This is a genomic window from Paenibacillus sp. R14(2021) (assembly GCF_019431355.1).
Taxonomy (GTDB): domain Bacteria; phylum Bacillota; class Bacilli; order Paenibacillales; family Paenibacillaceae; genus Paenibacillus_Z.
The window spans coordinates 3,375,739-3,401,070 of the sequence record NZ_CP080269.1 but is presented as its reverse complement, the minus strand read 5'-3'; the positions used below and the strand labels follow the sequence as shown (position 1 = coordinate 3,401,070).

General features: G+C 54.6%; 22 protein-coding genes, 2 pseudogenes and 2 riboswitches. Of the genes and pseudogenes, 21 read left to right on the top strand and 3 right to left on the bottom strand.

The annotated features are described in order from the left end of the window. The first annotated feature begins 17 nt into the window (after positions 1-17). The 11 genes from KXU80_RS15780 to KXU80_RS28100 all read left to right on the top strand — a co-directional run bounded on the left by KXU80_RS15780 (position 18) and on the right by KXU80_RS28100 (position 14,135). Positions 18-995 (top strand): carbohydrate ABC transporter permease, encoded by a 978-nt coding sequence (locus KXU80_RS15780; RefSeq protein ID WP_219834215.1) that lies wholly within the window; start codon positions 18-20, stop codon positions 993-995. A gap of 3 nt (positions 996-998) precedes the next feature. Next, on the top strand, positions 999-1,853 hold the full coding sequence (locus KXU80_RS15775; protein ID WP_219834214.1) for a carbohydrate ABC transporter permease: 855 nt from the start codon (positions 999-1,001) through the stop codon (positions 1,851-1,853). Between the two features lie 419 nt (positions 1,854-2,272). Then, positions 2,273-2,845: a TetR/AcrR family transcriptional regulator gene (locus KXU80_RS15770; protein WP_219834213.1), complete on the top strand. Its 573-nt coding sequence runs from the start codon at positions 2,273-2,275 to the stop codon at positions 2,843-2,845. Between the two features lie 65 nt (positions 2,846-2,910). After that, on the top strand, positions 2,911-3,654 hold the full coding sequence (locus tag KXU80_RS15765; RefSeq protein ID WP_219834212.1) for an SDR family NAD(P)-dependent oxidoreductase: 744 nt from the start codon (positions 2,911-2,913) through the stop codon (positions 3,652-3,654). Between the two features lie 72 nt (positions 3,655-3,726). Further along, the gene (locus KXU80_RS15760; RefSeq protein WP_219834211.1) at positions 3,727-4,047 is read left to right on the top strand and encodes an NIPSNAP family protein; all 321 of its coding nucleotides are present in this window, start codon (positions 3,727-3,729) and stop codon (positions 4,045-4,047) included. A 26-nt stretch (positions 4,048-4,073) separates the two neighbouring features. After that, the gene (locus KXU80_RS15755; protein ID WP_219834210.1) at positions 4,074-4,400 is read left to right on the top strand and encodes an NIPSNAP family protein; all 327 of its coding nucleotides are present in this window, start codon (positions 4,074-4,076) and stop codon (positions 4,398-4,400) included. A 25-nt stretch (positions 4,401-4,425) separates the two neighbouring features. Beyond that, positions 4,426-4,962, top strand: a complete 537-nt coding sequence (locus KXU80_RS15750) for an NAD(P)H-dependent oxidoreductase (RefSeq protein ID WP_219834209.1) — start codon at positions 4,426-4,428, stop codon at positions 4,960-4,962. A gap of 83 nt (positions 4,963-5,045) precedes the next feature. Continuing rightward, the gene (locus KXU80_RS15745; RefSeq protein ID WP_219834208.1) at positions 5,046-5,582 is read left to right on the top strand and encodes an NAD(P)H-dependent oxidoreductase; all 537 of its coding nucleotides are present in this window, start codon (positions 5,046-5,048) and stop codon (positions 5,580-5,582) included. Continuing rightward, a complete protein-coding gene (locus tag KXU80_RS15740) occupies positions 5,579-6,211 on the top strand; it encodes a DsbA family oxidoreductase (RefSeq protein ID WP_219834207.1) in 633 nt (210 codons plus the stop codon). The genes KXU80_RS15745 and KXU80_RS15740 overlap by 4 nt, the downstream gene beginning before the upstream one ends. Before the next feature lie 244 nt (positions 6,212-6,455). After that, positions 6,456-7,622 carry a YbfB/YjiJ family MFS transporter gene (locus KXU80_RS15735; RefSeq protein ID WP_219834205.1) on the top strand — a complete coding sequence of 389 codons (1,167 nt, stop codon included), beginning with the start codon at positions 6,456-6,458 and terminating at the stop codon, positions 7,620-7,622. A 546-nt stretch (positions 7,623-8,168) separates the two neighbouring features. Beyond that, complete coding sequence (locus KXU80_RS28100; protein WP_258171028.1) at positions 8,169-14,135, top strand: galactose-binding domain-containing protein; 5,967 nt, start codon at positions 8,169-8,171, stop codon at positions 14,133-14,135. A gap of 109 nt (positions 14,136-14,244) precedes the next feature. Here the strand turns inward: KXU80_RS28100 and gcvPB are convergent, their stop codons facing one another. From gcvPB to gcvT, 3 genes are read right to left on the bottom strand one after another with little or no spacing between them, the layout of a single operon-like run. Then, on the bottom strand, positions 14,245-15,726 hold the full coding sequence (gcvPB, locus tag KXU80_RS15705; protein ID WP_374987790.1) for an aminomethyl-transferring glycine dehydrogenase subunit GcvPB: 1,482 nt from the start codon (positions 15,724-15,726) through the stop codon (positions 14,245-14,247). A 17-nt stretch (positions 15,727-15,743) separates the two neighbouring features. Further along, complete coding sequence (gcvPA, locus tag KXU80_RS15700) at positions 15,744-17,075, bottom strand: aminomethyl-transferring glycine dehydrogenase subunit GcvPA (protein WP_219839067.1); 1,332 nt, start codon at positions 17,073-17,075, stop codon at positions 15,744-15,746. A gap of 32 nt (positions 17,076-17,107) precedes the next feature. Then, positions 17,108-18,220, bottom strand: coding sequence for a glycine cleavage system aminomethyltransferase GcvT (gene gcvT / locus KXU80_RS15695; protein WP_258171027.1), 1,113 nt, complete (start codon positions 18,218-18,220; stop codon positions 17,108-17,110). Positions 18,221-18,434: 214 nt separating this feature from the next. Beyond that, positions 18,435-18,537: riboswitch (glycine riboswitch) on the bottom strand. Between the two features lie 149 nt (positions 18,538-18,686). Further along, positions 18,687-18,805, top strand: a riboswitch (glycine riboswitch). A gap of 257 nt (positions 18,806-19,062) precedes the next feature. Here gcvT and gcvH point away from each other — a divergent pair. The 10 genes and pseudogenes from gcvH (at position 19,063) to sigJ (KXU80_RS15650) (ending at position 25,299) form a co-directional block, all read left to right on the top strand. Then, complete coding sequence (gene gcvH / locus KXU80_RS15690) at positions 19,063-19,458, top strand: glycine cleavage system protein GcvH (protein ID WP_219834200.1); 396 nt, start codon at positions 19,063-19,065, stop codon at positions 19,456-19,458. Positions 19,459-19,463: 5 nt separating this feature from the next. Beyond that, positions 19,464-19,604 (top strand): annotated as a pseudogene (locus KXU80_RS28480) (lipoyl synthase); the annotation flags it as partial. Continuing rightward, positions 19,592-19,738, top strand: a complete 147-nt coding sequence (locus KXU80_RS15685; RefSeq protein ID WP_374987811.1) for a hypothetical protein — start codon at positions 19,592-19,594, stop codon at positions 19,736-19,738. The pseudogene KXU80_RS28480 and the gene KXU80_RS15685, both read left to right, overlap by 13 nt. Before the next feature lie 10 nt (positions 19,739-19,748). Then, positions 19,749-20,414, top strand: coding sequence for an L-serine ammonia-lyase, iron-sulfur-dependent subunit beta (sdaAB, locus tag KXU80_RS15680; RefSeq protein WP_219834199.1), 666 nt, complete (start codon positions 19,749-19,751; stop codon positions 20,412-20,414). A 13-nt stretch (positions 20,415-20,427) separates the two neighbouring features. Continuing rightward, positions 20,428-21,318, top strand: coding sequence for an L-serine ammonia-lyase, iron-sulfur-dependent, subunit alpha (sdaAA, locus tag KXU80_RS15675; protein WP_219834198.1), 891 nt, complete (start codon positions 20,428-20,430; stop codon positions 21,316-21,318). A gap of 26 nt (positions 21,319-21,344) precedes the next feature. Beyond that, positions 21,345-21,515: pseudogene (locus tag KXU80_RS15670) on the top strand (FAD-dependent oxidoreductase); the annotation flags it as partial. A 26-nt stretch (positions 21,516-21,541) separates the two neighbouring features. Next, on the top strand, positions 21,542-22,390 hold the full coding sequence (locus KXU80_RS15665; RefSeq protein WP_219834197.1) for a lipoate--protein ligase family protein: 849 nt from the start codon (positions 21,542-21,544) through the stop codon (positions 22,388-22,390). A 189-nt stretch (positions 22,391-22,579) separates the two neighbouring features. Next, a complete protein-coding gene (gene sigJ, locus KXU80_RS15660; protein WP_219834196.1) occupies positions 22,580-23,443 on the top strand; it encodes an RNA polymerase sigma factor SigJ in 864 nt (287 codons plus the stop codon). Between the two features lie 189 nt (positions 23,444-23,632). Next, positions 23,633-24,073: a MarR family winged helix-turn-helix transcriptional regulator gene (locus KXU80_RS15655; RefSeq protein WP_219834195.1), complete on the top strand. Its 441-nt coding sequence runs from the start codon at positions 23,633-23,635 to the stop codon at positions 24,071-24,073. 362 nt (positions 24,074-24,435) lie between these two features. Continuing rightward, positions 24,436-25,299 carry an RNA polymerase sigma factor SigJ gene (gene sigJ / locus KXU80_RS15650; protein ID WP_219834194.1) on the top strand — a complete coding sequence of 288 codons (864 nt, stop codon included), beginning with the start codon at positions 24,436-24,438 and terminating at the stop codon, positions 25,297-25,299. The last annotated feature ends 33 nt before the right edge of the window (positions 25,300-25,332 follow it).

Below are 25,332 nucleotides of genomic sequence, written 5' to 3'. Positions count from 1 at the left end.
ATAAACGAGGTGAGCGCATGCGCCGCAAAGGTGTCAATTATTCGAAATACGGTTACATTTTTACCTTCCCGTTCGTCCTAGCGTTTCTGATTTTCTCGCTGTATCCCATTCTATACACGGCAGTTATCGGGTTCACCGACATGAAGGGATTAATACCGAAACCGATTCATATCATGGATAACCCGTTCCAAAACTTTAAAGACCTTCTCTTCGACAACGCCTCGTTCAGGAAGTCCCTCGTTAACACGGGGCTGCTCTGGATGGTTAACTTCGTTCCTCAAATCGTTCTCGCGCTCTTGCTCACGGCCTGGTTCACGAATAGGCGCCTCAACTTGAAGGGTCAAGGCGTGTTCAAGGTTCTTCTCTATATGCCGAATATTATCACTGCGAGTACGATTGCCGTGCTGTTCAGCACGTTGTTTGCCTACCCGATGGGCCCTATTAACAGTTTGTTTCAAATGCTGGGATGGTCGGACGCTCCGATTTTCTTCCTTCAGGACAAGTCGACGGCGCGAGGCATTGTAGCGTTCATCCAGTTCTGGATGTGGTACGGCAACACCATGATCGTCCTAGTGGCAGGCGTTATGGGCATCAATCCCGCGCTCTTCGAGTCCGCGGCGATCGACGGCGCGAACGGGGTTCAAATCTTCTTCCGCATCACGCTGCCGAGCCTCCGTACGATCTTACTGTTCACGCTGATTACATCGATGATCGGCGGTCTGACCATGTTCGATATTCCGCAGCTATTCCTTGCTGGCGGTCCGGATGACTCTACGCTTACCACGTCCATGTTTATCTACGGGCAAGCGTTCAAGGGCAGCTATATGTATAATCGCGCTGCAGCGGCGAGCATGATCATGTTCGTAATCGCGGCGCTATTGTCGGGCTTGCTGTTCTACCTAATGCGCGACCGCGACGAGGCAAGATTGAAGAAAGCAGAGAAGTTGAAGCAAAGAAACGGAAAGGCTGCCCAAGCGGCCGCGAGTGAGGTGTAACCCATGGCAAACGTTCAGAGAAGCGGAACCGTCAATCGAAAGATAAACAAAACGATCATTTATATCGTCTGCATTGCGTTGTCCTTACTCAGCATTCTTCCGTTTTGGATCATGTTCGTGAACGCAACGCGCTCCACGCCGGAAATTCAAAGCGGTCTCTCGCTGCTTCCATCCATGCACCTTATGAGCAACCTGCATGTGCTCCTCGACAAGAGCTTCGATCCCATTCGAGGGTTCATGAATTCGCTCCTTATTTCTACGTTTGCAACGCTCTGCACGGTCTATTTCTCCTCCTTGGCGGCCTATGGGCTTGTGACGTACAACTGGAAGCTGCGTAAGCCGTTCTTTACCTTCATTATGTGCGTGATGATGGTTCCATCCCAGGCAAGCGCAATCGGCTTCTATCAGTTCATGTACAAATTGCATTGGACCAACAGCTTCCTGCCGCTCATTCTGCCCGCGATCGCTGCGCCTGCGGTGGTGTTCTTCATGCGCCAATACCTGCTCGCAACGCTGTCGATGGAGATCGTGGAAGCATCGCGCGTGGACGGCTCCGGCGAATTCTACACATTCAACCGGATCATTCTGCCCTTGATGATGCCGGCAGTGGCAACGCAGGCGATTTTTGCCTTCGTGGCGAATTGGAACAACCTGTTCATGCCGCTGATCCTGCTGACGCAGAAGGATAAATATACGATGCCGATCATGGTCAGCCTGCTTCGCGGCGATATTTACAAGACGGAGTTCGGCTCCATCTATATGGGTCTGGCCTTGACGGCGCTGCCGCTGTTCGTGGTGTACTTCCTGTTATCCCGTTATATTATCGCTGGCGTAGCGCTGGGAGGCGTCAAAGAATAAGCCCGTCACGCAGGCTTCGAAGACGGGACTGCAGCGTCGCCCGGATGCATCGTGCTCCTAACGAGGGGGCACCATGTATCCGATTTTTTTGTCATACATGACCTGATTTTGCATAGGAAATTAGCGCATAACTCGCATCGAGCAGGCTTGACGATTGTCAGCCATAAAGCGAAATGGGCTATAGTTGACACAGGAGCGTCCTCGGACAAGCTGGCAATTATATCTTAGCCTTAGCCTTGCATCCGGCCTTGCGCTAATGTTATGTTTAGTTGGCGTTAATTTAAGCGTAACGAAGTGTGATATGGATTGCTATTCGAATAGCGGGCAGCAGCGGAGGTTATAATGGGTACAACGGGCAACGCAAACGCATCCGATTTGTGGAAGTTGACAAGCTATCTATTAGAAGGTAGAATGACAACATGAACAATAACAAGAACACAGCCGAGTTGATTTTGGATACTGCTCAGGCTATTGTGCAGGATGTTGGATTCAATGGATTCAGCTACGCGCACATCGCGGAGAAGGTCGGCATACGTACGGCCAGCATTCATTACCATTTCCCTAATAAGGAGGATTTGGGTGAAGCGCTGATCATTCGGTATCGCAGACAATTCGAGGCAATGGCCGAACAGTTTGATGCCGAGACGGAGAACAATTTGGAGAGGCTGCGCAAATTCATATTGCTGTACCGCGGCCCGGTCCAAGATTATTGTACTTGCTTAGGGGTCATGCTATCCACGGATCTGTCTACCTTATCGGGTAAAGCTGGGGAAGGGGTGGCCGAGTTATTCAAAGCTAACCTGGATTGGTTGGAACGTGTGCTGGACGAAGGACGGCGTGAAGGGCAATTGCAGTTTAGAGGCACTGCCGATGTGCAGGCCCATCTGTTTCTTGCAGCACTTCAAGGCGGGCAATTGCTTGCGAAGAGCTTCCGGGATGCCAGCAGGTATGATCGTATTGCCGAAGGTTTACTATCCGCTTTAGCTGTATAAGAGGAAGCGGATCTTTTTTAAGATAACATCTACCTTTTAGAAGGTAGCTAAATAGGAGGATAACAATGAACTTACAAGGCAAAGCAGTCGTTATTACAGGCGGAAGCAGCGGAATCGGTAAGGCAGCAGCAATTGAATTGGTTAAACGAGGCGCTAACGTCGTCATTAACGGCCGCGGTGAGCAAGCACTGGCAGAGGCAGCACGAGAAATCGATCCGACAGGTGCTCATGTTGCGTATGTTGCCGGCGATATTTCGGATTTGAAGGTTGCCGAACGTTTGATCGGCGAGTCGATTAAACGTTTTGGGCGAATCGATACGCTGCTGAACAACGCAGGTATTTTCATTTCGAAGCCGTTCACAGAATTCACTGCAGACGATTATGAATCGATTATGGCTGTCAATGTGACAGGTTTCTTCCTGGTTACTCAACTGGCGCTTATTGAAATGCAGAAGGCGGGTTCGGGGCATGTCATTAATATTACGGCCAGCGGCGGTGCCGAACAGTCCATTAAAGGGATGCCGGCCGCATTGACGGCACTGACCAAGGGCGGCTTGAACTCCGCAACGAAATCGCTTGCCCTTGAATATTCGGGTACAGGTATTCGCGTGAACGCTGTCGCACCTGGCGTTACCAAAACGCCGATGCATGCGGTGGAGAACCATTCGTTCTTGGCTGGATTCCAGCCGATCGGCCAGCTGGGAGAGACAGAGGATATCATCGATGCAATCCTTTATCTAGAATCCGCGAAGTTCGTAACTGGAGAAATTCTTCATGTGGATGGCGGGCAAAGCGCAGGTAAATGGTAAGGCACGCGTAAGAACCAAGACCTTATTAAGCAGCCGCACTGCGTATAACGATAGCTGGAGGAGGTTGACAGCATGCTGTATGAACTACGGATTTATCAAGTGGCGCCTGGGCGTTTGCAAGCCATTTTGGATCGTTTTAACGAGGATACGATTGATCTCTTTGCAAAGCATAACATGAAGGTAACGAATTTCTGGGTGGATGCAGATGAATCGAAGGATCGTTTGTACTATGTGCTTGAGCACCCCGATATGGCAGCTCGGGAGCGGAATTTCGAGGCGTTCATGGCCGATCCCGAATGGCATAAGGTTATTGAAAGAACCGAGCAGGACGGCCAGCTGCATGAGAGTATCGAGGTCGTGTATATGAACAAAGCAGCGTTTTTCCAAGGCTAATTCACACCAATTGGAGGAGAGAAGACATGCTGTACGAACTGCGTATTTACGATGTTCATCCAGGCAAGATGCAGACAATCCGGGATAGGTTTCGGGATCATGTCATTGCATTATTCGCAAAACACGATATGAGAATAACGCTGTTTTGGGAAGATGCAGAGGAAGTGAACAACCGTCTGTATTACGTCGTCGAGCACGACGATATGGATGCGCGCAATTTGAACTATGAGCGTTTCCGCGCTGATCCGGAATGGATTGAAGTGAAACGGGTCTCTGAGCAAGGCGGACCGATCGTTAAGAAGCAAGAGAGTATTTTTATGAAGAACGCCGCATTTTTCCAAGCAAGCAACTAAACCAAACCGAATGGAGATTATATCAATGAAAACACTCGTCATCGTTACACACCCGAACATCGAAACATCGACATGGAACAAAGCATGGGTTGAAGAATTGAAGAAGCATGGCGATATCACGGTTCACGAACTGTACAAAGCATATCCGGATCAAAACATCGATGTTGCGAAAGAGCAGCAATTGGTTGAAGCGCATGACCGCATTATCTTCCAATTCCCGCTGTTCTGGTACAACACGCCGGCTTTCTTGAAGAAATGGTTCGATGAGGTCCTGCAATACGGCTGGGCGTTCGGTCCGGAAGGCACGAAAACAGCAGGCAAGCAATTCGGCGCTGCCATCTCCACGTACGGTACGGCTGAATCGTATACAGCAGCAGGCTTCAACCGCTTCACGCTGGAAGAAATTTTGCGTCCGATCGAAGCAAGCGTGAAATACATCAGCGCTTCCTACCTGCCGCACTTCTCGGTGAGCGATTCCTCCAATGCATCGGAAGATCGCGTGAAACAAAGCGCGGTTGATTACGTGCGTCATATCACGACTGTAAAACCGGTGCAAGCATAAGAATGACACTTAAAAAGCTTATTATGAAGAATATTCCGTTTTTCAAACCAAAAACTAAACCAAACCGAATGGAGATTAAAACAATGAAAACACTCGTAATCGTAACGCATCCGAACATCGAAACATCGACATGGAACAAAGCATGGGTTGAAGAATTGAAGAAGCATGGCGATATCACGGTTCACGAACTGTACAAAGCATATCCGGATCAAAACATCGATGTTGCGAAAGAGCAGCAATTGGTTGAAGCGCATGACCGCATTATCTTCCAATTCCCGCTGTTCTGGTACAACACGCCGGCTTTCTTGAAGAAATGGTTCGATGAGGTCCTGCAATACGGCTGGGCGTTCGGTCCGGAAGGCACGAAAACAGCAGGCAAGCAATTCGGCGCTGCCATCTCCACGTACGGTACGGCTGAATCGTATACAGCAGCAGGCTTCAACCGCTTCACGCTGGAAGAAATTCTGCGTCCGATTGAAGCAAGCGTGAAATACATCAGCGCTTCCTACCTGCCGCACTTCTCGGTGAGCGATTCCTCCAATGCAGCGGAAGATCGCGTGAAACAAAGCGCGGTTGACTACGTGCGCCATATCACGACCGTACAACCGGTGCAACAATGAAGAACGTCACTGTAGATGTATATATGGATACCAGCTGCCCTTGGTGCCGCATGGGCATGACCAGCCTGCAGTCGGCTCTCGAGCAGCTGCCTGAAGGCATGGAGGTAACGGTTCGCAACCATGCGTATCAAATTAACCCCGACATTCGCCTCGAAGGAGAAGATTATCGGAAGGTGATGACAGGCAGATTAGGCGGACCCGCTCAATTCGAAGCAAGAATGAAGCAGTATAACGATACAGGCGCTCATTTCGGCTTGACGTATAATACGGATCTCATCAAATATACGCCCAATACGGTCTTATCCCATCAATTAATCGCGATTGCGCCTGCCGAGCTGCAGGATCAACTGATTGCGAGCATTTATGAGGCGTATTTCGAACAAGGAATCAATATCGGCAGCGTGGACGAGCTTGTGAAAATAGGCGTCGCGGTCGGTGTGAGTGAAGATGCCGCAGAACTCAAAGCACGTTTGCTTAACGGCGAAGGCGTGGAACAAGTCGAAGCGGGACAGCGCAGCGCGCAGAAGCTGGGCGTGAGAGGCGTGCCGTTCTTCGTCATCAACGAGAAACAAAGCCTGTCCGGCTTGCAGTCGCCGCAGGATTTTTTGAAAGCTTTTGGAACTCACTAACCGCTAAGGCTTCCGCAGGATGGCATTGCGAAATCAGAAGCACGGCTTAGTGTAACCCAGCAAACGAATCGCTAGTCGAAGCCAAGAAGCTCAGAAATGGATGCTTCTTGGCTTCTTGTTGTCTGCAGCAGTGTAGCTATCTCATATCGAGATACCAACTATCCGGTTTCCGTATGATAGGTAAATGGCTGAATCGTTGTATGATGATGAAACATACTAAGCATACAGACTGGAGGAACAACGGATGAATACACGGACGCTGCTCGTTTTGCTGGGTGGAATAACGGCATTAATGGTTGTAATGGGAATCGGAAGGTTCGCCTTTACGCCTATTCTGCCGCTCATGATCGACCACCTGTTATTCTCTGCGGCGGGTGCGGGCTATTTGGCCGCAAGCAATAATTTAGGGTATTTAATCGGTGCGCTAGTCCTGACGCTGATCCAGGTTAGAAGCCGTTCCATGCTGCTGCTCGCGGGGTTAGTCGTCAGCATTGCAACCACATGGGGCATGGGGGAGCTGCACAGCCTTCCTGCCTGGCTCGTGATCCGGTTCTTGTCGGGCGTCGCCAGCGCGGTCGTATTTGTTATCGTGTCCAGCATCGTGCTGGACCGTATATCGGCGCGCCAAGCCGGCATATTCTATGGGGGCGTGGGAGCGGGCATTCTGCTGACCGGGATTGCCGTTCCGCTGCTTGCGCGAAACGGCGACTGGAGCGATGTGTGGAAGGGACTAGGTGTGGTCAGTCTGCTCTTAGGGCTGACTGCCTGGTTTTCGTTACGAGAACGGCGAACAACGCTCAAGAAGGCAGTAAGCACGCCCCAAGGATATAACCCTGCGGCAGTTCGCAGGGTCCTGCTGTGGCTCATGATTGCCTATGGATTGGAAGGCTTGGGCTACATTGTGACCGGGACTTATCTGGTCGCTTTCGCCAAGACGGTATCGAGCATTCCTAATATAGCATCACTTAGCTGGGTGCTGGTTGGTCTAGCCGCGGCGCCTTCATGCTTCGGATGGTCGATGCTGGCTTCCCGTTGGGGGAAGAAATGGACATTGACCTTCTCCATGCTGCTGCAGTCCGCAGGCATTGCAATTCCGGTGCTTCTTCCATCTACAACAGGCGTAGTCGCAGGCGCGCTGCTGTTCGGCGTCACGTTCATGGGCATAACGACGCTGTCTGTTTCGTATGCCAAGGAATTATATCCGCAGAATAATCGCAAGATCATTGGCCTATTGACCAGCCTCTTCGGCTTAGGACAGATGATTGGACCGGTTATTGCTGGCCTCCTGATTGCGGGTAACGGCAGCTACCTGACCGCGCTAATCGGAGCGGCGTGTATCGTCTTCATAGGGGCGGTCAGCCTGCCGCTGGGCATTGGACGATCAGATCATCGGAATGAGGCATTACGGTGAAAAGCGATGTAATCACACAAATCACGGACGAGTATTCATAATTAATGGTTGATTTCAGATGAATTCAGATAACTATTTTGAATATTTAGGAAAATTTAATGTTTTCAATTCTTCTTATCTGCCTAGTCCATCCTGCCTATATGGACAGAGGACGATTCAGCGCTTTGGAGGCACCTGTTCTTGTTAAAAACCGGCCATGCTGCATGGCCGGTTTTTTTGCGTGCGGCTGCCCGGGAAAGCCCGTGACGCTGGCACTTCGTACCAAGCGATCCGATTGCCTAAACCTTCAGTCCGGCATTATTTTCCATAAAAAGAAGAGTCGATAACACGGATGGCACCAATGGGCATCGGGGTGGATGGCATGCCAGATTGTACATATTACCCTACCGTAATCGCAGCTCATTAGGCAGGAGTGCCTATTGTTTTTATTTTCCACGGACATATAATCATTTTGCGATTAGTCGACAGAAATCGAGTTTTTGTAAGATTTCGACGAGACGTGTTACAGCAGTCCCATAGGGGCAACATTCGAGGAGGTACGTTGGTATGGGTTTACGTTTGTTACGCAAGCGCAAGACAGTTTTGCAGATTACGTCTTTATCCATCGCTTTATCCTTGGGGTTAGGGGGATTTAACACGGCGATGCTGACGCCTCGGGCGGCCGCGGCTGCCGCCGGCACTTCTCATCTGCTTTCCTACGAGGGAGCGGCTTACGCTTCGTCGATGGAAGGCGGCTTGACGCCGGACAAGGCAGTGGACAACAGCCTGGATTCCCGCTGGGGCAGCGCCTTCAGCGCCGATCCGCAATGGATTTACGTCGACCTTGGTTCGACGGCAAAGATCGACCAAATCATCCTCCGCTGGGAGAATGCGTACTCCAAATCTTACAAAATTCAAGTATCCGACGATGAAGCGCAGTGGGAAGACGTTTATGTGAACACTGCCGGCGACGGAGGCGAAGATAAAATCACGCTGTCTGGTTCCGGACGTTATGTCCGCATGCTGTCTCTTCAGCGTTCCGGCAATTACGGCGTCTCGCTCTATGAATTCGAGGTGTACGGTACGGGCGGAAGCAATCCGCAGCCGATCGTGCTCGGCCCGGACGTTGCGCTCAAAAAACCGGTTGTTGTATCTTCCTACCAAGTAGCAGGTAAGGATAAACCGCTCCTGCTTCCGGAATATGCCGTAGACGGCGATAAAGATACGCGCTGGTCGTCCAAAGAGACGAGCGACGAGTGGATTTACGTCGATCTGGGCAGCGTCCGCACCATCGGCCGCATCCGGCTGCAATGGGAAAACGCCGCGGGCCGCATCTACGATCTGCAAGTATCCGACGATGCCGTCAACTGGACCACGACATACCGAGAAATGAACGGTAAAGAAGGATTAATGGACACGCCTGTATATGCGAGCGGCCGATATGTAAGAGTGAAGGGAATCAGCAGAACGACGAGCTACGGCTACTCGCTGTTTAATTTCTCCGTTTACGATTACGTGCAGGGAGATCCGAAGCCGACCTACACCATTCCTACGCTGCCAACGGCCTCTACGGTTCCTGTTGGACAAGGCAGCTACTTGACCAGCGATATCAGCATGCCGCAGCCAAGACCGCCGGTTAATAAAACGGACAATGTCACGGCGCCGATCGCTTCCAACGACTGGTGGCAATCCGTCTTGATCAAAGACTTGAGCGACAGCCTCATTACGCTGCCCCTCAAATCCAAATATACGAACCAAGGCCTGAGCATCCTGACTCCCGGCGCGGGCTGGGTGAACGATACGGGCAATTCGCAAGCCGCTGACGGCGCCCCGGACTTCTACCTGAATGCCGGCAACATCAGCGCTTCCCGGATCAAAAACAAAATCGCCGGGTACAGCGACTGGTCCGCGACCGTTGTGTTAAGCGACAACGAGATCGAGAAGATGAAGACGACGTTCGTGAAAGGCTCGCCTTATCTGTACTCGGAATTCAGCGATCCAACAACGCCTGAGCTGTATCTTCCTGTTGCGGCGAAGTTCTTCGACGACAGCAGCAGTCCAATCCTTGCTGCCGAAGGCGCTTCACTGACGGCGGACCACATCGGATTCACCGTCACGAACGCGGACGGCTCTCCGCAAGCGAAGACGGTCACTCGCAGCTACGGCGTATTCGCGCCTGAAGGCACTACCTTTACGAAAGTCGGCGGCAAAATCAAGATCCGTCTGGGCAGCGGACAGAAGTATTTGTCCGTCGCTGCACTTCCGGCTACAGGCGACTTGAACTACTTCTACAAGCATGCGTATGCGTTCGTCGCGAAAACAACGGTAACGCCAAGCTTTAACGAGGAAACGTCCGAAGTGACGACAAAATTCGATGTCACCATCGATCAGAAGCGTTCGGATATGGAGCCGACAACCTTGATGGCGCTGCTGCCGCATCAATGGAAGCAGACGCCTTCGCCGCTGACGGCACTGACGTACCCGTCCATTCGGGGAATGCTGAAGCTGCATGAGGGCAACTCATTTGAGACGGTAGACCGCTTCTACGGGATCGTTCCCCAGTTTACTGAACCGGGAGATCCGACGTATTCCCGTGCGGCCTTGTTAGATCAATTGGCTTTCCTGGACGAATCGACATCGAAGAACATCATGTCCGGAGATGCGTATTGGCAGGGGAAAGTGCTTCATCCGCTCGCTATGGGCGTATTGATCGCAGATCAAATCGGCGATACGAACTATAAGAATCTGTTCCTCGGCAGATTGAGAACGATTCTGACCGACTGGTACACCTACACGAAGGGCGAACCGGAATACTTCATGTATTACGATCCGACCTGGGGCACGATGTACTACAAATCCAGTGAATTCGGCGCCAATACGGGCCTGACGGATCACCACTTCACGTACGGTTACTATGTGTTTGCTTCCGCGGTCCTGGCGACCTACGATCAAGACTTCAAAGACAACTACGGCGGCATGGTTGAGCATCTTATTCGCGATTATGCCAACCCGTCGAAGAATGACCCGCTCTATCCGTTCCTGCGCAACTTCGATCCGTATGAAGGCCATTCATGGGCCGGCGGATACGGAGACAATAACAACGGGAATAACCAAGAAGCAGCCGGCGAATCCTTGTTCGGCTGGGTTGGGGAATACATGTGGAGCCTCCTCTCCGGCGACAAAGCCGTGCGCGATATCTCCATTTACGGCTTCACGACGGAGTTGAAAGCCGTTGAACAGTACTGGTTCAACTACGATAACGACAACTGGCTGCCCGCGTTTAATCACAAATCGGTCGGTCAAGTCTACGGAAGCGCGTATAACTTCGGCACGTTCTTCAGCGGCGACCCGGTTAACATTTACGGGATCCACTGGCTGCCGACCGGCGAATACTTGACGAGCTACGGCTTCGATCCGCAGAAGGCAGCCGATCTGTACAACGGCATGGTCAAGGACAATAAAGGTCCTGAGACCGGCTGGCAGCATATCGTCTGGCCGATTGAATCGCTGAGCGACCCGCAGGCCGTGCTGAACAAATTCACGGTCGAAGGTACGCAGAAGAACGAGATTTTCGATACCTACTGGTTCGTGCACAACATGGCAACGCTTGGTCAGCGCACGCAGGATATTTGGGCAAGCGGCTGGTCCGGCGCGACGGTCTACAAGAAAGATGGCGCCTATTCGTCGATGATCTGGAACCCGACGAACGAGCCGATTACGGTTACGTTCCACAACGAAGCAGGCATTACGGGCTCCGCCAAAGTCGGCGCCAAGTCACTTGTGAAGGTCGATCCGACGAAAGTCACCGATCTGGATCAAAACAAGCCGCCGCAAATCACGGCTGATACGACGCAAAATACGGTAGGAAGCGCGATCGAGCTTACGTTCGCGGACATCAAGAAGTGGAGAGACGGCGTTAGCGCGGTCAGCGTAAACGGAACGATCATTGACGCTGCGAAATATCGCATGCAACCCGGCAAAATCACGCTCGACGCCTCTTTGTTTCCTGAGGAAAACAGCTACAGCATCGTCGTTCAGTCAGCAGATTACCCGGATGCCGAAGTACAGCAAATCGTCATCACCAACTCGACCGTGAACCTGGCGCTGAATAAGCCGACGGTTACATCCGAGCTGGCAAAAAACCCAGGTTCCTACGCGGTAGACGGCAAAACGGATACGCGCTGGGAATCGGATTTCAGCGATCCGCAGTTTATTACGGTCAATCTGAAATCGGAATACAAGATCAGTCATGTCCGCCTGAACTGGGAGAATGCAGCAGGCAAGAGCTATACGGTTCAAGTATCTACGGACGGTAAGGATTGGAAAACGGTTTACACAACAACACGCGGTCATGAAGGGATCGACGATATTACCTTCCCTGCCGTGAACGCAAGATATGTGAAACTAGCAGGTACGGCGCGCACGACGAACTACGGCTATTCCCTGTGGGAGCTTGAAGTTTACGGCACCCCTGCCGGAAGTCTGGATGCACCGGAATTGACCGCGGATACGACGGCGAACCGTGCAGGCCAGCCGATCGAGATCGGTTTCGACGACTTCGCAGATTGGAGAACATCCATCACGGCTGTGAAGGTGAACGGTACGGCGGTAGCCGAGGGCAAATACAGCGTGGCGCCGGGCAGCATTACGATCGACGGCTCGTCGTTCCCTGAGGCCGGCAGCTACGAAATCTCCGTCGAAGCGAAAGGATTCGCGAATGCGGCCGTTCGTCAATCGATCATCACGAGTTCGACAGTCAATCTGGCCCTTCGCAAGCCGACATTGACGTCGGACGGCGCGAAGCAGCCAGCCAAGAACGCGGTCGACGGCAGCAAGACGACCCGCTGGGAATCCGACTTCAGCGACCCGCAATTCATTACGGTCGATCTGGGTGCGGAGAACGTCATCAGCCGCGTGCTGCTGAACTGGGAGAATGCAGCAGGCAAGAGCTATACGGTGGAAGTCTCCACGGACAACAAGGACTGGAAAACCGTCTATGCGACGACAAGCGGCAAGCCTGGCGTTAACGACATCGGCTTCCTGCCGGTCAACGCAAGATACGTGAAAGTAAACGGCACGGCGCGTACGACGAACTACGGCTTCTCGCTTTGGGAATTCGAGGTATATGGCAGCGCAGACGGCCTGCCGAGCGCCCCTGAATTGAGCGCGGATACGACGGATACAACTGTCGGCCAGCCGATCGTCGTCACGTTCGACGACGACGCGGCATGGAGAAGCGCGATCGAAGCTGTCAAAATCGACGGCGTAACGATTAGCGCCGATAAGTACGCGGCATCCGCGGGCAAAATCGCCCTCGACGCATCCGTGTTCAGCAAAGCCAAGACGTACACGATTTCGGTTCAAGCCAATGATTACGCGGAAACGTTCGTTCAACAAGCGGTTACGGACAAGAACCAGCAGCCGGATCAGAACCCGCAGGATCCGAACCAACCGAGCCAACCGAATCAGCCGAACCAGCCTGACCAGAACCCGAACCCGCTTAATCTCGCATACGGGAAATCCACAGCTTCTTCGCCGGATTATCACCGCTCGAGCGCGGATGCGGTCGACGGAAGACTGGATCGCCGCTGGGAGTCGGCATTCGCAGACAACCAATGGATGAGCGTCGACCTGGGCGCTGCCCAAACGATCAACCGCGTCGTCCTGAATTGGGAGAACGCGTACGGCAAAGCATACACGATTGACGTCTCTTTGGACGGACAAACGTGGACGACGGTGTATGCCACCGATAACGGCAACGGCGGTATCGATGATCTCTCGTTCGTGCCTGTCAGCGCTAGATACGTGAAAATGAACGGCATTAAACGCGGATCGCCGTACGGCTTCTCCCTCTGGGAGCTCGAAGTGTACGCGGGTACCGCTTCGCCGCTCTCCGGACCGGTACTGCAGGCGGACACCACGGATAACATGCTGGGCAAACCGATTGAAATCACATTTGAGGACAACCAAGCATGGCGCGGCGCGATCCAAGCGGCCGAATTGAATGGCACGGCTCTGCTTGCCGGCCAGTACACGGTATCCGCGGGCAAAATCACGCTAAATGCCGAGTTGTTCACCGAGGCCAAGCCATATCAAGTGACGGTTCAAGCCACTGGATACAGCAGCGACGTCGTCGTGCAGACGATTACGCCGGCAGTTAATCTGGCAAGCAACAAAACAACGGCTACATCCGAAGGTGCCCTTCAAGGCGGTCAATATGCGGTAGATGGCAGCAAGAGCACACGCTGGGAATCGGCGTTCAGCGATCCGCAGTGGATCAGCGTCGATCTTGGCAGTACCGTTTCGATCAGCCGCGTGCTCCTGAACTGGGAGAACGCTTCTGCGAAGGAATACAGCATCGAGGTTTCCACGGATGGCGAGAACTGGACGACGGTCTATGCCACGACGAACGGAGACGGCGGCATTGATAATGTGTTCTTCCAAGCAGCCGAAGCCAGATATGTAAAAGTTAATGGCATGAAGCGCAATACGCAGTATGGATACTCCCTGTGGGAATTGGAAGTTTACCAATAAGCGAGCTCCTTAGGGGCTTCACTGATTGGCAGTCTCTAGCTTAAATACGTACAACAAAGGGCAGCTCCGATTACGGGAGCGGCCCTTTGTTTCGTTATGGAAGATGCAATCAACAGCTGCAGTTCAGCACAGGCTTACGTGCCGCTGTCGTCTCGTCAAGACGGCGGACGACGGTGCCGTAAGGCGCGTGAATGACAAGCTCCGGCGTCGTTCTTGCTTCCTCGGCAATCTGAATCATCGTATCGATGAAGCCGTCGAGCGTTTCTTTGCTCTCGGTTTCGGTCGGCTCGATCATGATGCACTCCTCGACGTTAAGCGGGAAATAGATGGTCGGCGGATGATAGCCGAAGTCGAGCAGCCGCTTGGCGACATCGAGTGTTCGAACGCCGTACTGCTTCAGGCCGCGGCCCGACATGACGAATTCATGCTTGCAGACGCCTGGGTAAGGAATCTCGTAATGGGAGGAAAGGCGGTGCATCATATAGTTCGCGTTCAGCACGGCGCATTCCGATACATGACGCAGCCCTTCGGGGCCATATGTGCGAATGTAGGTGTAGGCGCGGACAAGGATGCCGAAATTGCCGTAGTAGGCCTTGACCCGTCCGATGGACTCCGGACGATCGTAATCGAAGAAGTACGTGCCGTCCTCGCGGCGTCCGACAATCGGCTTGGGCAGGTACGGAATGAGCTTGCTCTTAACGCCGACGGGTCCGGCTCCCGGGCCGCCGCCGCCATGCGGCGTGCTCATCGTCTTGTGCAAATTCAAGTGAACGACGTCGAAGCCCATATCGCCGGGACGGGTAATGCCCATAATGGCGTTGGAGTTGGCTCCGTCATAATAGAGCAGGCCGCCCGCGTCATGAATGATTTGCGCGATCTGCGTGATTTGCTCCTCGAACAGGCCGAGCGTGCTTGGGTTGGTCAGCATAAGGGCGGCCGTGTCGCTGCCGACGGCTGCACGCAGCGCATCCAGATCGACCATGCCGCGCTCATTGGATTTGATCGTAACCGTCTCGAAGCCTGCGACGGTGGCGCTGGCTGGATTGGTGCCATGCGAGGAGTCCGGCACGATAACCTTGGTCCGCTTCTCGCCGCGGCTTTCGTGGTAGGCGCGAATCATCATCAGTCCCGTCCACTCGCCGTGCGCGCCGGCAGCCGGCTGCAGCGTCACTTGGTCCATGCCTGTCAGCACGGCCAAATCGTTCTGCAGCGTATACATGAGCTCAAGAGCACCCTGCAGGCTTTCTTCCGGCTGATACGGATGGATTTTGGCGAAGCCGCTGAAGCGCGCCGTATCCTCGTTGATTTTGGGATTGTATTTCATCGTGCAGGAGCCGAGCGGGTAGAAGCCGTTGTCGACGCCGAAGTTGCGGCGGGACAGCTCCGTATAGTGACGAATCACATCGACCTCGTAGACCTCGGGCAGCTGAGCTGGAATCTTGCGCAGCATCTCTGCTGGAATGTAAGCATCAGGCGACAGTTCCGGAACGTCGCAGGCTGAAAGCGAGTAGGCGACGCGGCCAGGCTTGCTTAATTCGAAAATAAGCGGCTTCTCCGGCTTGGCGGCTCCATGCTGAGCGGAATCATTCATCGTATCTACCGTCTTATTCATGCCAGTACCCCCAGTCTGCTTGCAAAGCTTTCAATTTCCGCACGGGTCCGCTTCTCGGTAACGGCAATGAGCATATGGCCTTTCAGCTCGGGATAAGCGAGCCCAAGGTCATAGCCGCCAAGCACGCCGGCTTGAAGCAGCTGCAGGTTCAATTCTTTCACGGATGTTCCTTCAGGAAGCTGGATAACGAATTCATTAAAGAATGGCGCCGAGAAAGGCAGTTGAATGCCGTTCTGGCTTGCGAGCTGGCCGGACGCGTAGTGCGCCTTCTGCAGGTTCAGGTTCGCGACATCGCGCAGCCCTTGCTTGCCCATCGTGGACAAATAGATCGACGCGCACAGCGCGAGCAGCGCTTGGTTTGAGCAAATGTTGGAGGTCGCCTTCTCGCGGCGGATATGCTGTTCGCGCGCTTGCAGCGTCAGCACGAAGCCGCGCTTGCCGTCGATATCGGTCGTCTGTCCGACGATTCGTCCGGGCATCCGCCGCATCAGCGGCTCGGCAACCGCGAAGAAGCCGCAGGTCGGTCCGCCGAGCGATTGCGAGATGCCAAGCGGCTGCGCATCGCCGACGACGATGTCGGCGCCAAGCTTTCCTGGCGCTTCGATCAATCCGAGCGAGATCGGATTGGTGCTGACGACGAACAAGCCTTTAACGTCGTGAATGATCGGTGCAATCGCGGCGAGATCCTCGACGCAGCCAAAGAAGTTCGGCGATTGCACGAGCACGGCTGCCGTCTCCGAAGTTAAGGCTTCCTTCAGAGCGGCCAGGTCGGTCACGCCATTCGCATAGCCGACTTCGGCGATATCGAGGTTGAGGCCGTGAGCCATGGTGCGGACCATCTCGCGGGCTTCCGGATGAACCGTGCGGGAGATGATGAGCTGCTTGCGCTTTGTTGCGCCAGCGGCGAGAGCACCAGCTTCCGACAATGCCGTTACGCCGTCATACATGCTTGCATTCGCGACGGCCATCCCTGTCAATTCGCAGATATAGGATTGAAATTCGAAGATCGCCTGCAGCTCTCCTTGGCTGATTTCCGGCTGATATGGCGTATACGCGGTATAGAATTCGGAGCGTGAAATCATATGGTTAATGACGACGGGAAGATGATGGTCATAGATGCCTGCACCGAGGAAGCTGGTATAGCTGTCGGTATCCGCGTTGCGGCCGGCCAATTCCTTCATGTGTCCCAGCAGCGAGAATTCGTCGAGCGAGGAAGACATCGGCAGTACGCCTCTATAGCGGATCTCCTCCGGGATATCCCGGAATAGCTCTTCGGTGGATGGAACGCCGATCGTCGCGAGCATATCGGCTTGGTCCTGCTCGGTCATGGGGATGTAGCGGTGTAGATTCGTCAATCGGCTCACTCCTTCGGGGATCTTCTGTAGAATGGGGCTTTCACGACTTCGGCTTTCAGGCGCTTGCCGCGGATTTCGACTTCAAGCTCGGTCCCGAGCTCCGCGAACTGGGCTTCGATCAAAGCGAGTCCAAGATTCCGCTTCAGCGTAGGGGACTGGGTTCCGGTCGTAACCTCGCCGATATGTTGACCCTGCGCGTAGACGGCATAGTGGCAGCGCGGGATGCCGCGGTCAATCATTTCAATCCCGACGAGCTTGCGCGGAACGCCATCCGCCTTCTGCTTCAGCAGCGCTTCGCGGCCGATGAAGCTGCCTTTGTCCAGCTTGACGAAGAAGCCTAAGCCGGCTTCAAGCGGCGATATCGTATGCGACAGCTCTTGGCCGTACAGCGGCAGCCGGGCTTCGAACCGAAGCGTATCGCGTGCGCCAAGTCCGGCCGGTACGAGTCCATGCGCTTCGCCAACCTCGAACAGGGCATTCCATACCTGCTGCGCCGCTTCGGCAGGCACGTATATTTCGAAGCCGTCTTCGCCGGTGTAACCGGTCCGCGATACGAGCGCCGCAGCGCCGCCGACGGAAACGTCCGCGGCAAAATGAAACGGAGCCAGCGTGCCGCAATCGAATGATTCCGCAGCCAAGGCCATGATTGCCGCTGCATGAGGGCCTTGAAGCGCGAGCAGGGCGAGCTCATCGGATTTATTTTCAAGAGTTACGTCGCCGATCAGATGCTCGCGCATCCATTCGAAATCTTTGTCGATATTGGCCGCATTCACGACGACCATGTATTGGTCGGCCGTAATCCGGTATACGAGCAGGTCGTCAACGACGCCGCCGCTTGGGTCGCACATGAGCGTATACTGCGCCTGTCCGTCGCGGAGCTTAGCGACATCGTTCGTGGTCAGCTGCTGCAGGAACGCTTCGGAGAAATGGCCTGTGACCATGAATTCTCCCATGTGAGAGACATCGAACAGGCCGGCCTGCGTGCGAACGGCGTCGTGCTCCTTCTGAATACCAGAGAATTGGACGGGAAGCTCCCATCCGCCGAAGTCGATGCATCGCGCGCCGGGGTAATTGGCATAAAGCGGGTAGAGCGGTGTTCGCTTAAGTTCGCTCGTCAATGGATGGACCTCCCTTGAGTTCGTCATAATCGATAACACAAAAAAGGACAGCAGCAAAAAGGCCAACGTTCGCAGCATGGCAGCTGCTTTGCGTGTTCTCTTTGCTCTGTCCTTTGTACCTGAGAGTTGCCCCGAACGTCATGCTGCGTCCAGGTTTCCCCTTGGGTGACGACGCGGAGGCGATCAGCATCCCGTTACGTTCTCTCCAGAGGTGCGTCCGATAAAGGTCCTTTTGCCTGAGAGATTCACCTTTGATCAGGTTTACTCCTTCGGCGCCGCCGGCTGTTCCATATGGCGATCTCTCCCGTTACCATCATCCGCATATTCGGTTGTCATAAATAACTTATACATGACATAAGTTAATGATGTCAACAAATTCCACGTCTTAATCAAAATTTTATGTTATGTATATTGACACCATATTCTCATATCCGGTAAGCTAAGCGTGTTATACGGAATAAGCGGATGATGATGGTAGGGAGAGACTCGGCGCTGCAAGCAGCACCTGCCGGGCGCCGAAGGAGCAAGTCAGCGGCCAGCCAGCCGGCTGATTAATCTCTCAGGTATAAGGAACCGCCATCTGACGCGACTCTGGAGAGAGCAAACAGCCACCAAAGGGGTAATGGCGGTCATTCTGACCGCTTAAACTCTCAGGTACCAAGGACAGGGAATTCGGCAGTACGCCGATTCTCTGTCTTTTTTTGTCCATTTATCCGCCTAGGTCGTTGGCGAGCGCTATATGCCATCCAACGCACGGGCGAAATAAGCAATTGGACGGCTGACGAACCGAGCTATCTTTGCAGCAATTACCCAAAATCGAACCAAACGAGAGGATGCTGAACATGAGCGAAGTAAAAGCGGGATTAGGCTATTCGGAGGAGCATGAGTGGGCGGCGGCTGGCGGCGGCAGCCTGGTTAGAATCGGCATTACCGATTTTGCGCAAAACCTGCTTGGCGATATCGTGTTCGTGGAGTTTCCTGAAGCCGGCGCTGCGCTTGAAGCCAATCAGCCGATGGGCACCATCGAATCGGTCAAAACGGTATCCGACCTGTTCAGTCCCCTTACGGGCAAAGTAACCCAAGTGAACGAGGCGCTGCTGGACGCGCCGGAGCTCGTGAACTCGGATCCGTACGGAGAAGGCTGGATTGTCGAAGTCGAAGTGGACGGAGATGCCGCGGAAGCCGTGAAGGAGCTGCTCAGCGCCGAGCAGTACGAGGCTTTCATTTCAGCGAAGTAAGGCAGAACTTTCAAGAAATTAAGGCGATGATGTGCGCGGCCGCAGGCTAAATACCGTTTGCGAGGAAGCGAAATGCCCAAACATCTTCGAGTGCAGGAGCCAGCACGGCTACCTTCATGATTCTGGGCAATATATGCACGAGAGCTTTGAATTCGCTGGGCTGAAAGAAGCGGGACTTGCGCTTCGTTTCTCGCATGTCGAAGCGGGACCGCTTGTACGCAGCTCGTATGAGCAGGCTGAGCATGCGAAGGCTGCGGCAGGAACGGGAAGACTCGTATAGGAGGCTTATCATGCGCTTTAAAGACGTGTTCTCCATCATTGGACCTGTTATGGTCGGTCCCTCCAGCTCGCATACCGCCGGCGCGGTGCGCATCGGCCGTGCTGCCCGGCAGCTGCTTGGCACAGCGCCGGAGCAGGCCGTCATTACACTCTACGGTTCCTTCGCGGAGACGTATGCCGGCCATGGAACGGACCTGGCGCTTATCGCAGGCTTGCTTGATTTCGATACAGATGACGAACGGATTCCAGAAGCGTTCGCGGAAGCGGAGCGAGCGGGGCTGCAGATTCAGCTTCGGCGAGGCTCGGGCTTAAAGCCGCATCCCAACTATGTCGAAATTGCGGTAAGCGGCAGGGGAGCAGCCATCGAAGTGGGCGGCGCTTCAATCGGCGGCGGCAACATCGAGATCCATGCCATCAACGGCTTTGATGCAGGCTTTACGGGCTATTATCCGACGCTTGTCATTTCGCATGACGATGAGATTGGCGTGCTTGCATCCATAACGGGAACGGTAAGCAGCGCCGGAATGAATATCAGCGCGATGCATGTCGACCGCAAAGCGAGAAGCGGGGCGGCGATATCTGTCTTGGAATGCGACCGGAAACCGGACCCGCAATTGCTCGCCGCGATTGCCGGCCTGCCTCATGTCGGCTTGGTGTCCATAATCGATTTGAACTAGAGGGGCTGTTGCTATGCGTTTTCGTACGCTGAAGGAATTATCGGCAGTTTGCGAGAAGGAATCGCTGACGCTCGGCGAGCTTATGCTGGCCGAGCAGGCGAAAGAGACGGGCGGTTCGCCAGAGCTTATCTTTCGGCAGATGGCGAGCTATTACAAGGTCATGAAGGATGCCGTCCGCAAAGGACTCGAGGAAGGCGTCTCGTCGCGAAGCGGGCTCGTTGGCGGGGACGGCCGCAAGATGAACGCGTATACTGCGCTTGGTGAATCATCCGTTGGGGATTGGTCAGGCAAGGCGATGGCGTATGCGCTCGCGGTATCGGAGATCAATGCCTCGATGGGACGCATCGTAGCTACGCCGACTGCCGGCTCCTGCGGTATTATACCGGGGGTATTCGTCAGCTCGCAGGAACGGTTCGGCTGGGAGGACGAGCGGCTTGTGCACGGGTTGTTCGCCGCTGGCGCCATTGGTTACGTCATCGCGAACAATTCGTTCATCTCCGGCGCGGAGGGCGGCTGCCAGGCGGAGGTCGGCTCTGCGATCGGCATGGCGGCAGGGGCGCTGGTCGAGCTTCGCGGCGGCAGTCCCGAGCAGGCGGTCCATGCGGTAGGTCTTGCGCTCAAGAACACGCTGGGCCTGATTTGCGATCCCGTCGCAGGTCTTGTCGAGGTTCCCTGCATCGTCCGCAACGGCTTAGGCGCTGTTAACGCGCTGGCTGCGGCGGATATGGCGCTTGCCGGCGTCCGCAGCGTCATTCCGGCGGACGAAGTGATCGGCGTGATGCTGGAGGTTGGCTCCCGAATGCCGGGCGAGCATCGCGAGACCGCGCTCGGCGGCTTGGCACAGACGCCGACCGGACGCAAGCTGACGGAGCAGATGAAGGCGGCGAGGCCGCCGTCCCTATAGCGGACAAGGAGGGAGTTAAAGGGCGCATGAACAACTACGATATCGTCATTCTAGGCGGTGGTCCTGGAGGCTATGTGGCCGCGATTCGGGCAGCCCAGCTCGGCAAGCGGGCCGCGCTTGTGGAGAAGGACAAGCTTGACGGCACCTGCCTGCATAAGGGCTGCATGCCGAGCAAGACGCTGCTGCGAAGCGCGGATTCACTGGCGCTGGGGATGTGACGCTCATGTGGAGGTTCATCCATACGGGAAGCCGCTCTCCAGCAGAGAATATGGCTATCGACGAAGCGATCCTTACCGCCCATCAAGAGGGACTTGTTCCGCCGACGGTCCGATTCTACGGCTGGAACCCGGGGACGTTATCGATTGGGTATTTCCAGCAGGCGGACAAGGAAATCGATTTCGAAGCCTTGCGCGGATACGGACTTGGCTTCGTGCGGCGGGCTACCGGCGGACGCGCCGTCCTGCACGATCAGGAGTTGACGTACAGCATCGTCGTCTCCGAGCACTACCCGGGCATCCCGGCAAGCGTTGCGGAAGCCTACCGCGTACTGAGCATGGGGCTGCTGTTCGGCTTCCGCAAGCTGGGACTCGCTGCGAAGATGACGGGCTTGGATGAGGAAGCACCACCCCAAGCGGAGAGCTCTTTGCAGCGAGCGGCGCTGTCCGCGGCCTGCTTTGACGCGCCGTCCAAATACGAGCTTGTCGTCGAAGGCCGCAAAATCGCCGGAAGCGCGCAAATGCGCGCTAAAGGCGTGATTCTGCAGCATGGCTCTATTCTATTGGAGCTCGATACGGATAAGCTGTTCGCGGTTCTTCGGTTCGCCGATCCGGAGGCAAAGGCGCGTATGCAGCGAGTCTTCGGCCGCAAGGCGGCGGCGATCAACGCCTGCCTCCGGCAGAAGGGCGGGCAGCCCGCAACGATGGAGATGCTTGAGAACGCGTTCCGCGCGGGCTTCGAGGAAGGGCTCGGCGCCGAGCTTGCCGCAAGCGAGCTCACCGCGTACGAGCTCGCGCTGGCAGAACGTCTCGCGAGGGAGAAATATGCCGCCGACAGCTGGAATTTGCGCAGATAGGCAATATCGCTTCAAAACAGAAAGCAAGGCGTACCGATTCGGCGCACCGTGCTTTCTGTTTTTATCACAGGTTAATAATTTATTCCTATGGTGCATGTCACAAAATCGCGGCCATTCTCGTTTCATAAACAGAGCGATAGCTATAGAGCTGTCCATAAAGCGTATTAGGATGAGAATGGAAGTGGAAGTATGCAGGAGTTGTACACGCAATATAAGCCGCTGCTGTTTAAGCTCGCGTACCAGCTGACCGGATCGGTGACCGATGCGGAGGATGCCGTGCAGGATGTTTTTCTCAAAGTATTCGACGTCCCGCCGGAGAAGCTGACGCAGCCAAAAGCTTATCTATGCAAAATGGTCACGAATCGCTGCCGCGATTTGCACAAAGCGGCACGTAAGAAGCGGGAGCATTATTTCGGTGAATGGCTGCCGGAGCCCTTCCTGACCGAGGAAGGAGACGAGATGGAAGAGGTCGTTCGCGACGATCTGTTGTCGTATGCGATGCTGGTGCTGCTTGAACGGCTGACGCCGACAGAGCGAACTGTCTTCGTCCTCCGCGAGGCACTGGGCTTCGAATTTCAAGAAATCGCCGAGCTGAGCGGGAAGAGCGACGCGAACTGCCGTAAGCTGCTCAGCCGAGCGCGCGCCAAGATGGGGATCGAACCCGAGGAACCTATTCGTCCGGAAGCGGGTAATCAGGAGTGGGTGAATGGCTTCATGACCGCGCTCAAACAGGGCGACATGAATCGCATCTTAGCGCTGCTGGATCAGAATGTGGTGCTGATCTCCGACGGGGGAGGCAAGGTGTCCGCGACGGTTAATCCGATCTACACCCGGGAACGCGTGATGCGTTTCTTGTCCGGTCTGATCCGTAAAGCTGGCATAAACGGCGGGAGCATGGGAATCGACGTCGTTGACATCAACGGACAGCGGGCGATCGTCCTGCGTTCGGCCGAAGGCATTCATACGGTGGTGATGCTGCGTGTCGAGGCGGATGTCGCTACGCGGCTCTACTTCGTCCGCAACCCCGACAAGCTGATGCACGTGGGAGCATAAGCTGCGATCAACAGGGCTTAACAGGGCCTACTAAAGGAAGTAGAGGTACGTCCTGTTTACGCTCGCTGCGGCTCGGCCACCGAGCAGACATTCCCAGATGGATTCGCAGCTTGACAGCCGGATCGTGATGAACGTAAACTTCTAGCATGAATAGTTAAAGGATTAACTATTCGGTGGAGGTTATCAAGCTTGGAGAAATGGGATCTAATCGATCAATCGATTTTGCCGGTCAATGTATTTCTGACCCTTTATAAAACGAACCATCATCTCGTCCAGCAGCTGGAGGAGCAGCTTGGAAAGTTCGGGCTGACGTTAGGGCGATGGTGCGTGCTTGTGGCGCTCCATGCAAGCGGACGGGCAATGGTTCCTTCCGAGCTGAGCGACGATCTTGCGGTGACGAGGGCGAACATCAGCAATTTATTGAACGTCCTGGAGCAAGCGGGCCGCATCCGCAGAGATTTCGATCCTGCCAACAGGCGAAGAATTCTGGTCCGTTTAACGCCGGAGGGTCAGGAGCTCATCCATCAGGTATGGCCTGTCTACGAGCAGACGGTTGCCGACAACCTGGGGAACAAGCTGACGCCGGAGGAGCAGGAGCAGCTCAAGCTGCTGCTGAACAAATTGTTCTAGCAGCTGCATCGCATGAAACAACAGAGCACAGAACCCGATCGCTGCATTCGCAGTTGATCGGGTTCTGTGGTTTAGGATGCACAAGCGACGCAGCCGTTCAGTTTCGATGTCCGGATATGAACAGATGCTGAATGCTTTCTTCGATGGCGCGTTCTTCTCGGCGCCGCTCAGCTCCATCATCTCTTGAAGAATTCCAAGGACACATTCCGTGACAGGAGCATGTACATAATAAGTATGGAGCTGGAAATGATACCTATCAATGTGATGCCGTGCCTATCAGCAGACGCCGGAGGCGCTTCAATTCTTAATGCCCCTAATGCTAAGCGGCCTGTGCCAAATGCATGGAGAAAGGAGGCGGGACGATGCAGGAGTTGTACGAGCAGTATAAGGGATTGCTGTTTAATCTCGCGTATCAGCTAACCGGGTCGGTAACCGATGCGGAGGATGCCGTACAGGACGTGTTTATCAAAATATACGACGTGCCGCCGGAGAAGCTCGCGCAGCCGAAGGCTTACCTGTGCAAGATGGTCACGAACCGCTGCCGGGATCTGCACAAGACGGCCCGCAGGAAGCGGGAGCAATATTTCGGGGAATGGCTGCCGGAGCCCTTCCTGAGTTCAGGGCAGGATGCGATGGAAGAGGTCGTGCAGGACGATCTGCTGTCGTATGCAATGCTCGTACTGCTGGAGAGGCTGTCTCCTGCGGAACGGACCGTATTCGTGCTTCGAGAAGCGCTTGGGTTCGAGTTTCAAGAAATCGCCGAGCAGATCGAGAAAAGCGAAGTGAACTGCCGCAAGCTGCTCAGCCGGGCAAGAGGGAAAATGGGCATCGACGCGGAGGAGCTTATCCGCCCGGAAGCGGCCGGCGAGGCATGGATTCATGAATTCATGAACGCGCTCAAGCAAGGTAATCTGAACCAGATTCTGACGATGCTGGATCAGGATGTGGTCCTTGTATCCGACGGAGGCGGCAAGGTAACGGCGGCAGCCCAGCCGATCGCGACGCGCGAGCTTGTTGCGCAGTTTTTGCTTGGCCCGCTGCGCGCAGCTGCCTCGCTTGAAGGGGCATCGATTGAAGTCGTGCATATGAATGAACAACCGGCTATCGTTATACGCACGCGTGAAGGGATTAACACGGTGGCGATGGTCCATGTCGAAGGCGAAGTCATCCGAAATCTGTATGTGGTTCGGAATCCAGATAAGCTGCAGCATGTCAGCGGCAGATAGCCGCCGGCTGAATACGGTCGGCGGCAGGGCGGG

Coding starts and splice junctions, on each gene's coding strand:
- KXU80_RS15765 (WP_219834212.1), top strand. CDS start 2,911: ATGAACTTACAAGGCAAAGCAGTCGTTATTACAGGCGGAAGCAGCGGA.
- gcvPA (WP_219839067.1), bottom strand. CDS start 17,075: ATGACCGAGCAGGACCAAGCCGATATGCTCGCGACGATCGGCGTTCCA.
- sdaAB (WP_219834199.1), top strand. CDS start 19,749: ATGCGCTTTAAAGACGTGTTCTCCATCATTGGACCTGTTATGGTCGGT.
- KXU80_RS15740 (WP_219834207.1), top strand. CDS start 5,579: ATGAAGAACGTCACTGTAGATGTATATATGGATACCAGCTGCCCTTGG.
- KXU80_RS15745 (WP_219834208.1), top strand. CDS start 5,046: ATGAAAACACTCGTAATCGTAACGCATCCGAACATCGAAACATCGACA.
- KXU80_RS15760 (WP_219834211.1), top strand. CDS start 3,727: ATGCTGTATGAACTACGGATTTATCAAGTGGCGCCTGGGCGTTTGCAA.
- sigJ (WP_219834194.1), top strand. CDS start 24,436: ATGCAGGAGTTGTACGAGCAGTATAAGGGATTGCTGTTTAATCTCGCG.
- sigJ (WP_219834196.1), top strand. CDS start 22,580: ATGCAGGAGTTGTACACGCAATATAAGCCGCTGCTGTTTAAGCTCGCG.
- KXU80_RS15685 (WP_374987811.1), top strand. CDS start 19,592: ATGCACGAGAGCTTTGAATTCGCTGGGCTGAAAGAAGCGGGACTTGCG.
- KXU80_RS28100 (WP_258171028.1), top strand. CDS start 8,169: ATGGGTTTACGTTTGTTACGCAAGCGCAAGACAGTTTTGCAGATTACG.
- KXU80_RS15780 (WP_219834215.1), top strand. CDS start 18: ATGCGCCGCAAAGGTGTCAATTATTCGAAATACGGTTACATTTTTACC.
- KXU80_RS15770 (WP_219834213.1), top strand. CDS start 2,273: ATGAACAATAACAAGAACACAGCCGAGTTGATTTTGGATACTGCTCAG.
- KXU80_RS15775 (WP_219834214.1), top strand. CDS start 999: ATGGCAAACGTTCAGAGAAGCGGAACCGTCAATCGAAAGATAAACAAA.
- gcvH (WP_219834200.1), top strand. CDS start 19,063: ATGAGCGAAGTAAAAGCGGGATTAGGCTATTCGGAGGAGCATGAGTGG.
- KXU80_RS15755 (WP_219834210.1), top strand. CDS start 4,074: ATGCTGTACGAACTGCGTATTTACGATGTTCATCCAGGCAAGATGCAG.
- gcvPB (WP_374987790.1), bottom strand. CDS start 15,726: ATGAATGATTCCGCTCAGCATGGAGCCGCCAAGCCGGAGAAGCCGCTT.
- KXU80_RS15735 (WP_219834205.1), top strand. CDS start 6,456: ATGAATACACGGACGCTGCTCGTTTTGCTGGGTGGAATAACGGCATTA.
- KXU80_RS15750 (WP_219834209.1), top strand. CDS start 4,426: ATGAAAACACTCGTCATCGTTACACACCCGAACATCGAAACATCGACA.
- KXU80_RS15665 (WP_219834197.1), top strand. CDS start 21,542: ATGTGGAGGTTCATCCATACGGGAAGCCGCTCTCCAGCAGAGAATATG.
- sdaAA (WP_219834198.1), top strand. CDS start 20,428: ATGCGTTTTCGTACGCTGAAGGAATTATCGGCAGTTTGCGAGAAGGAA.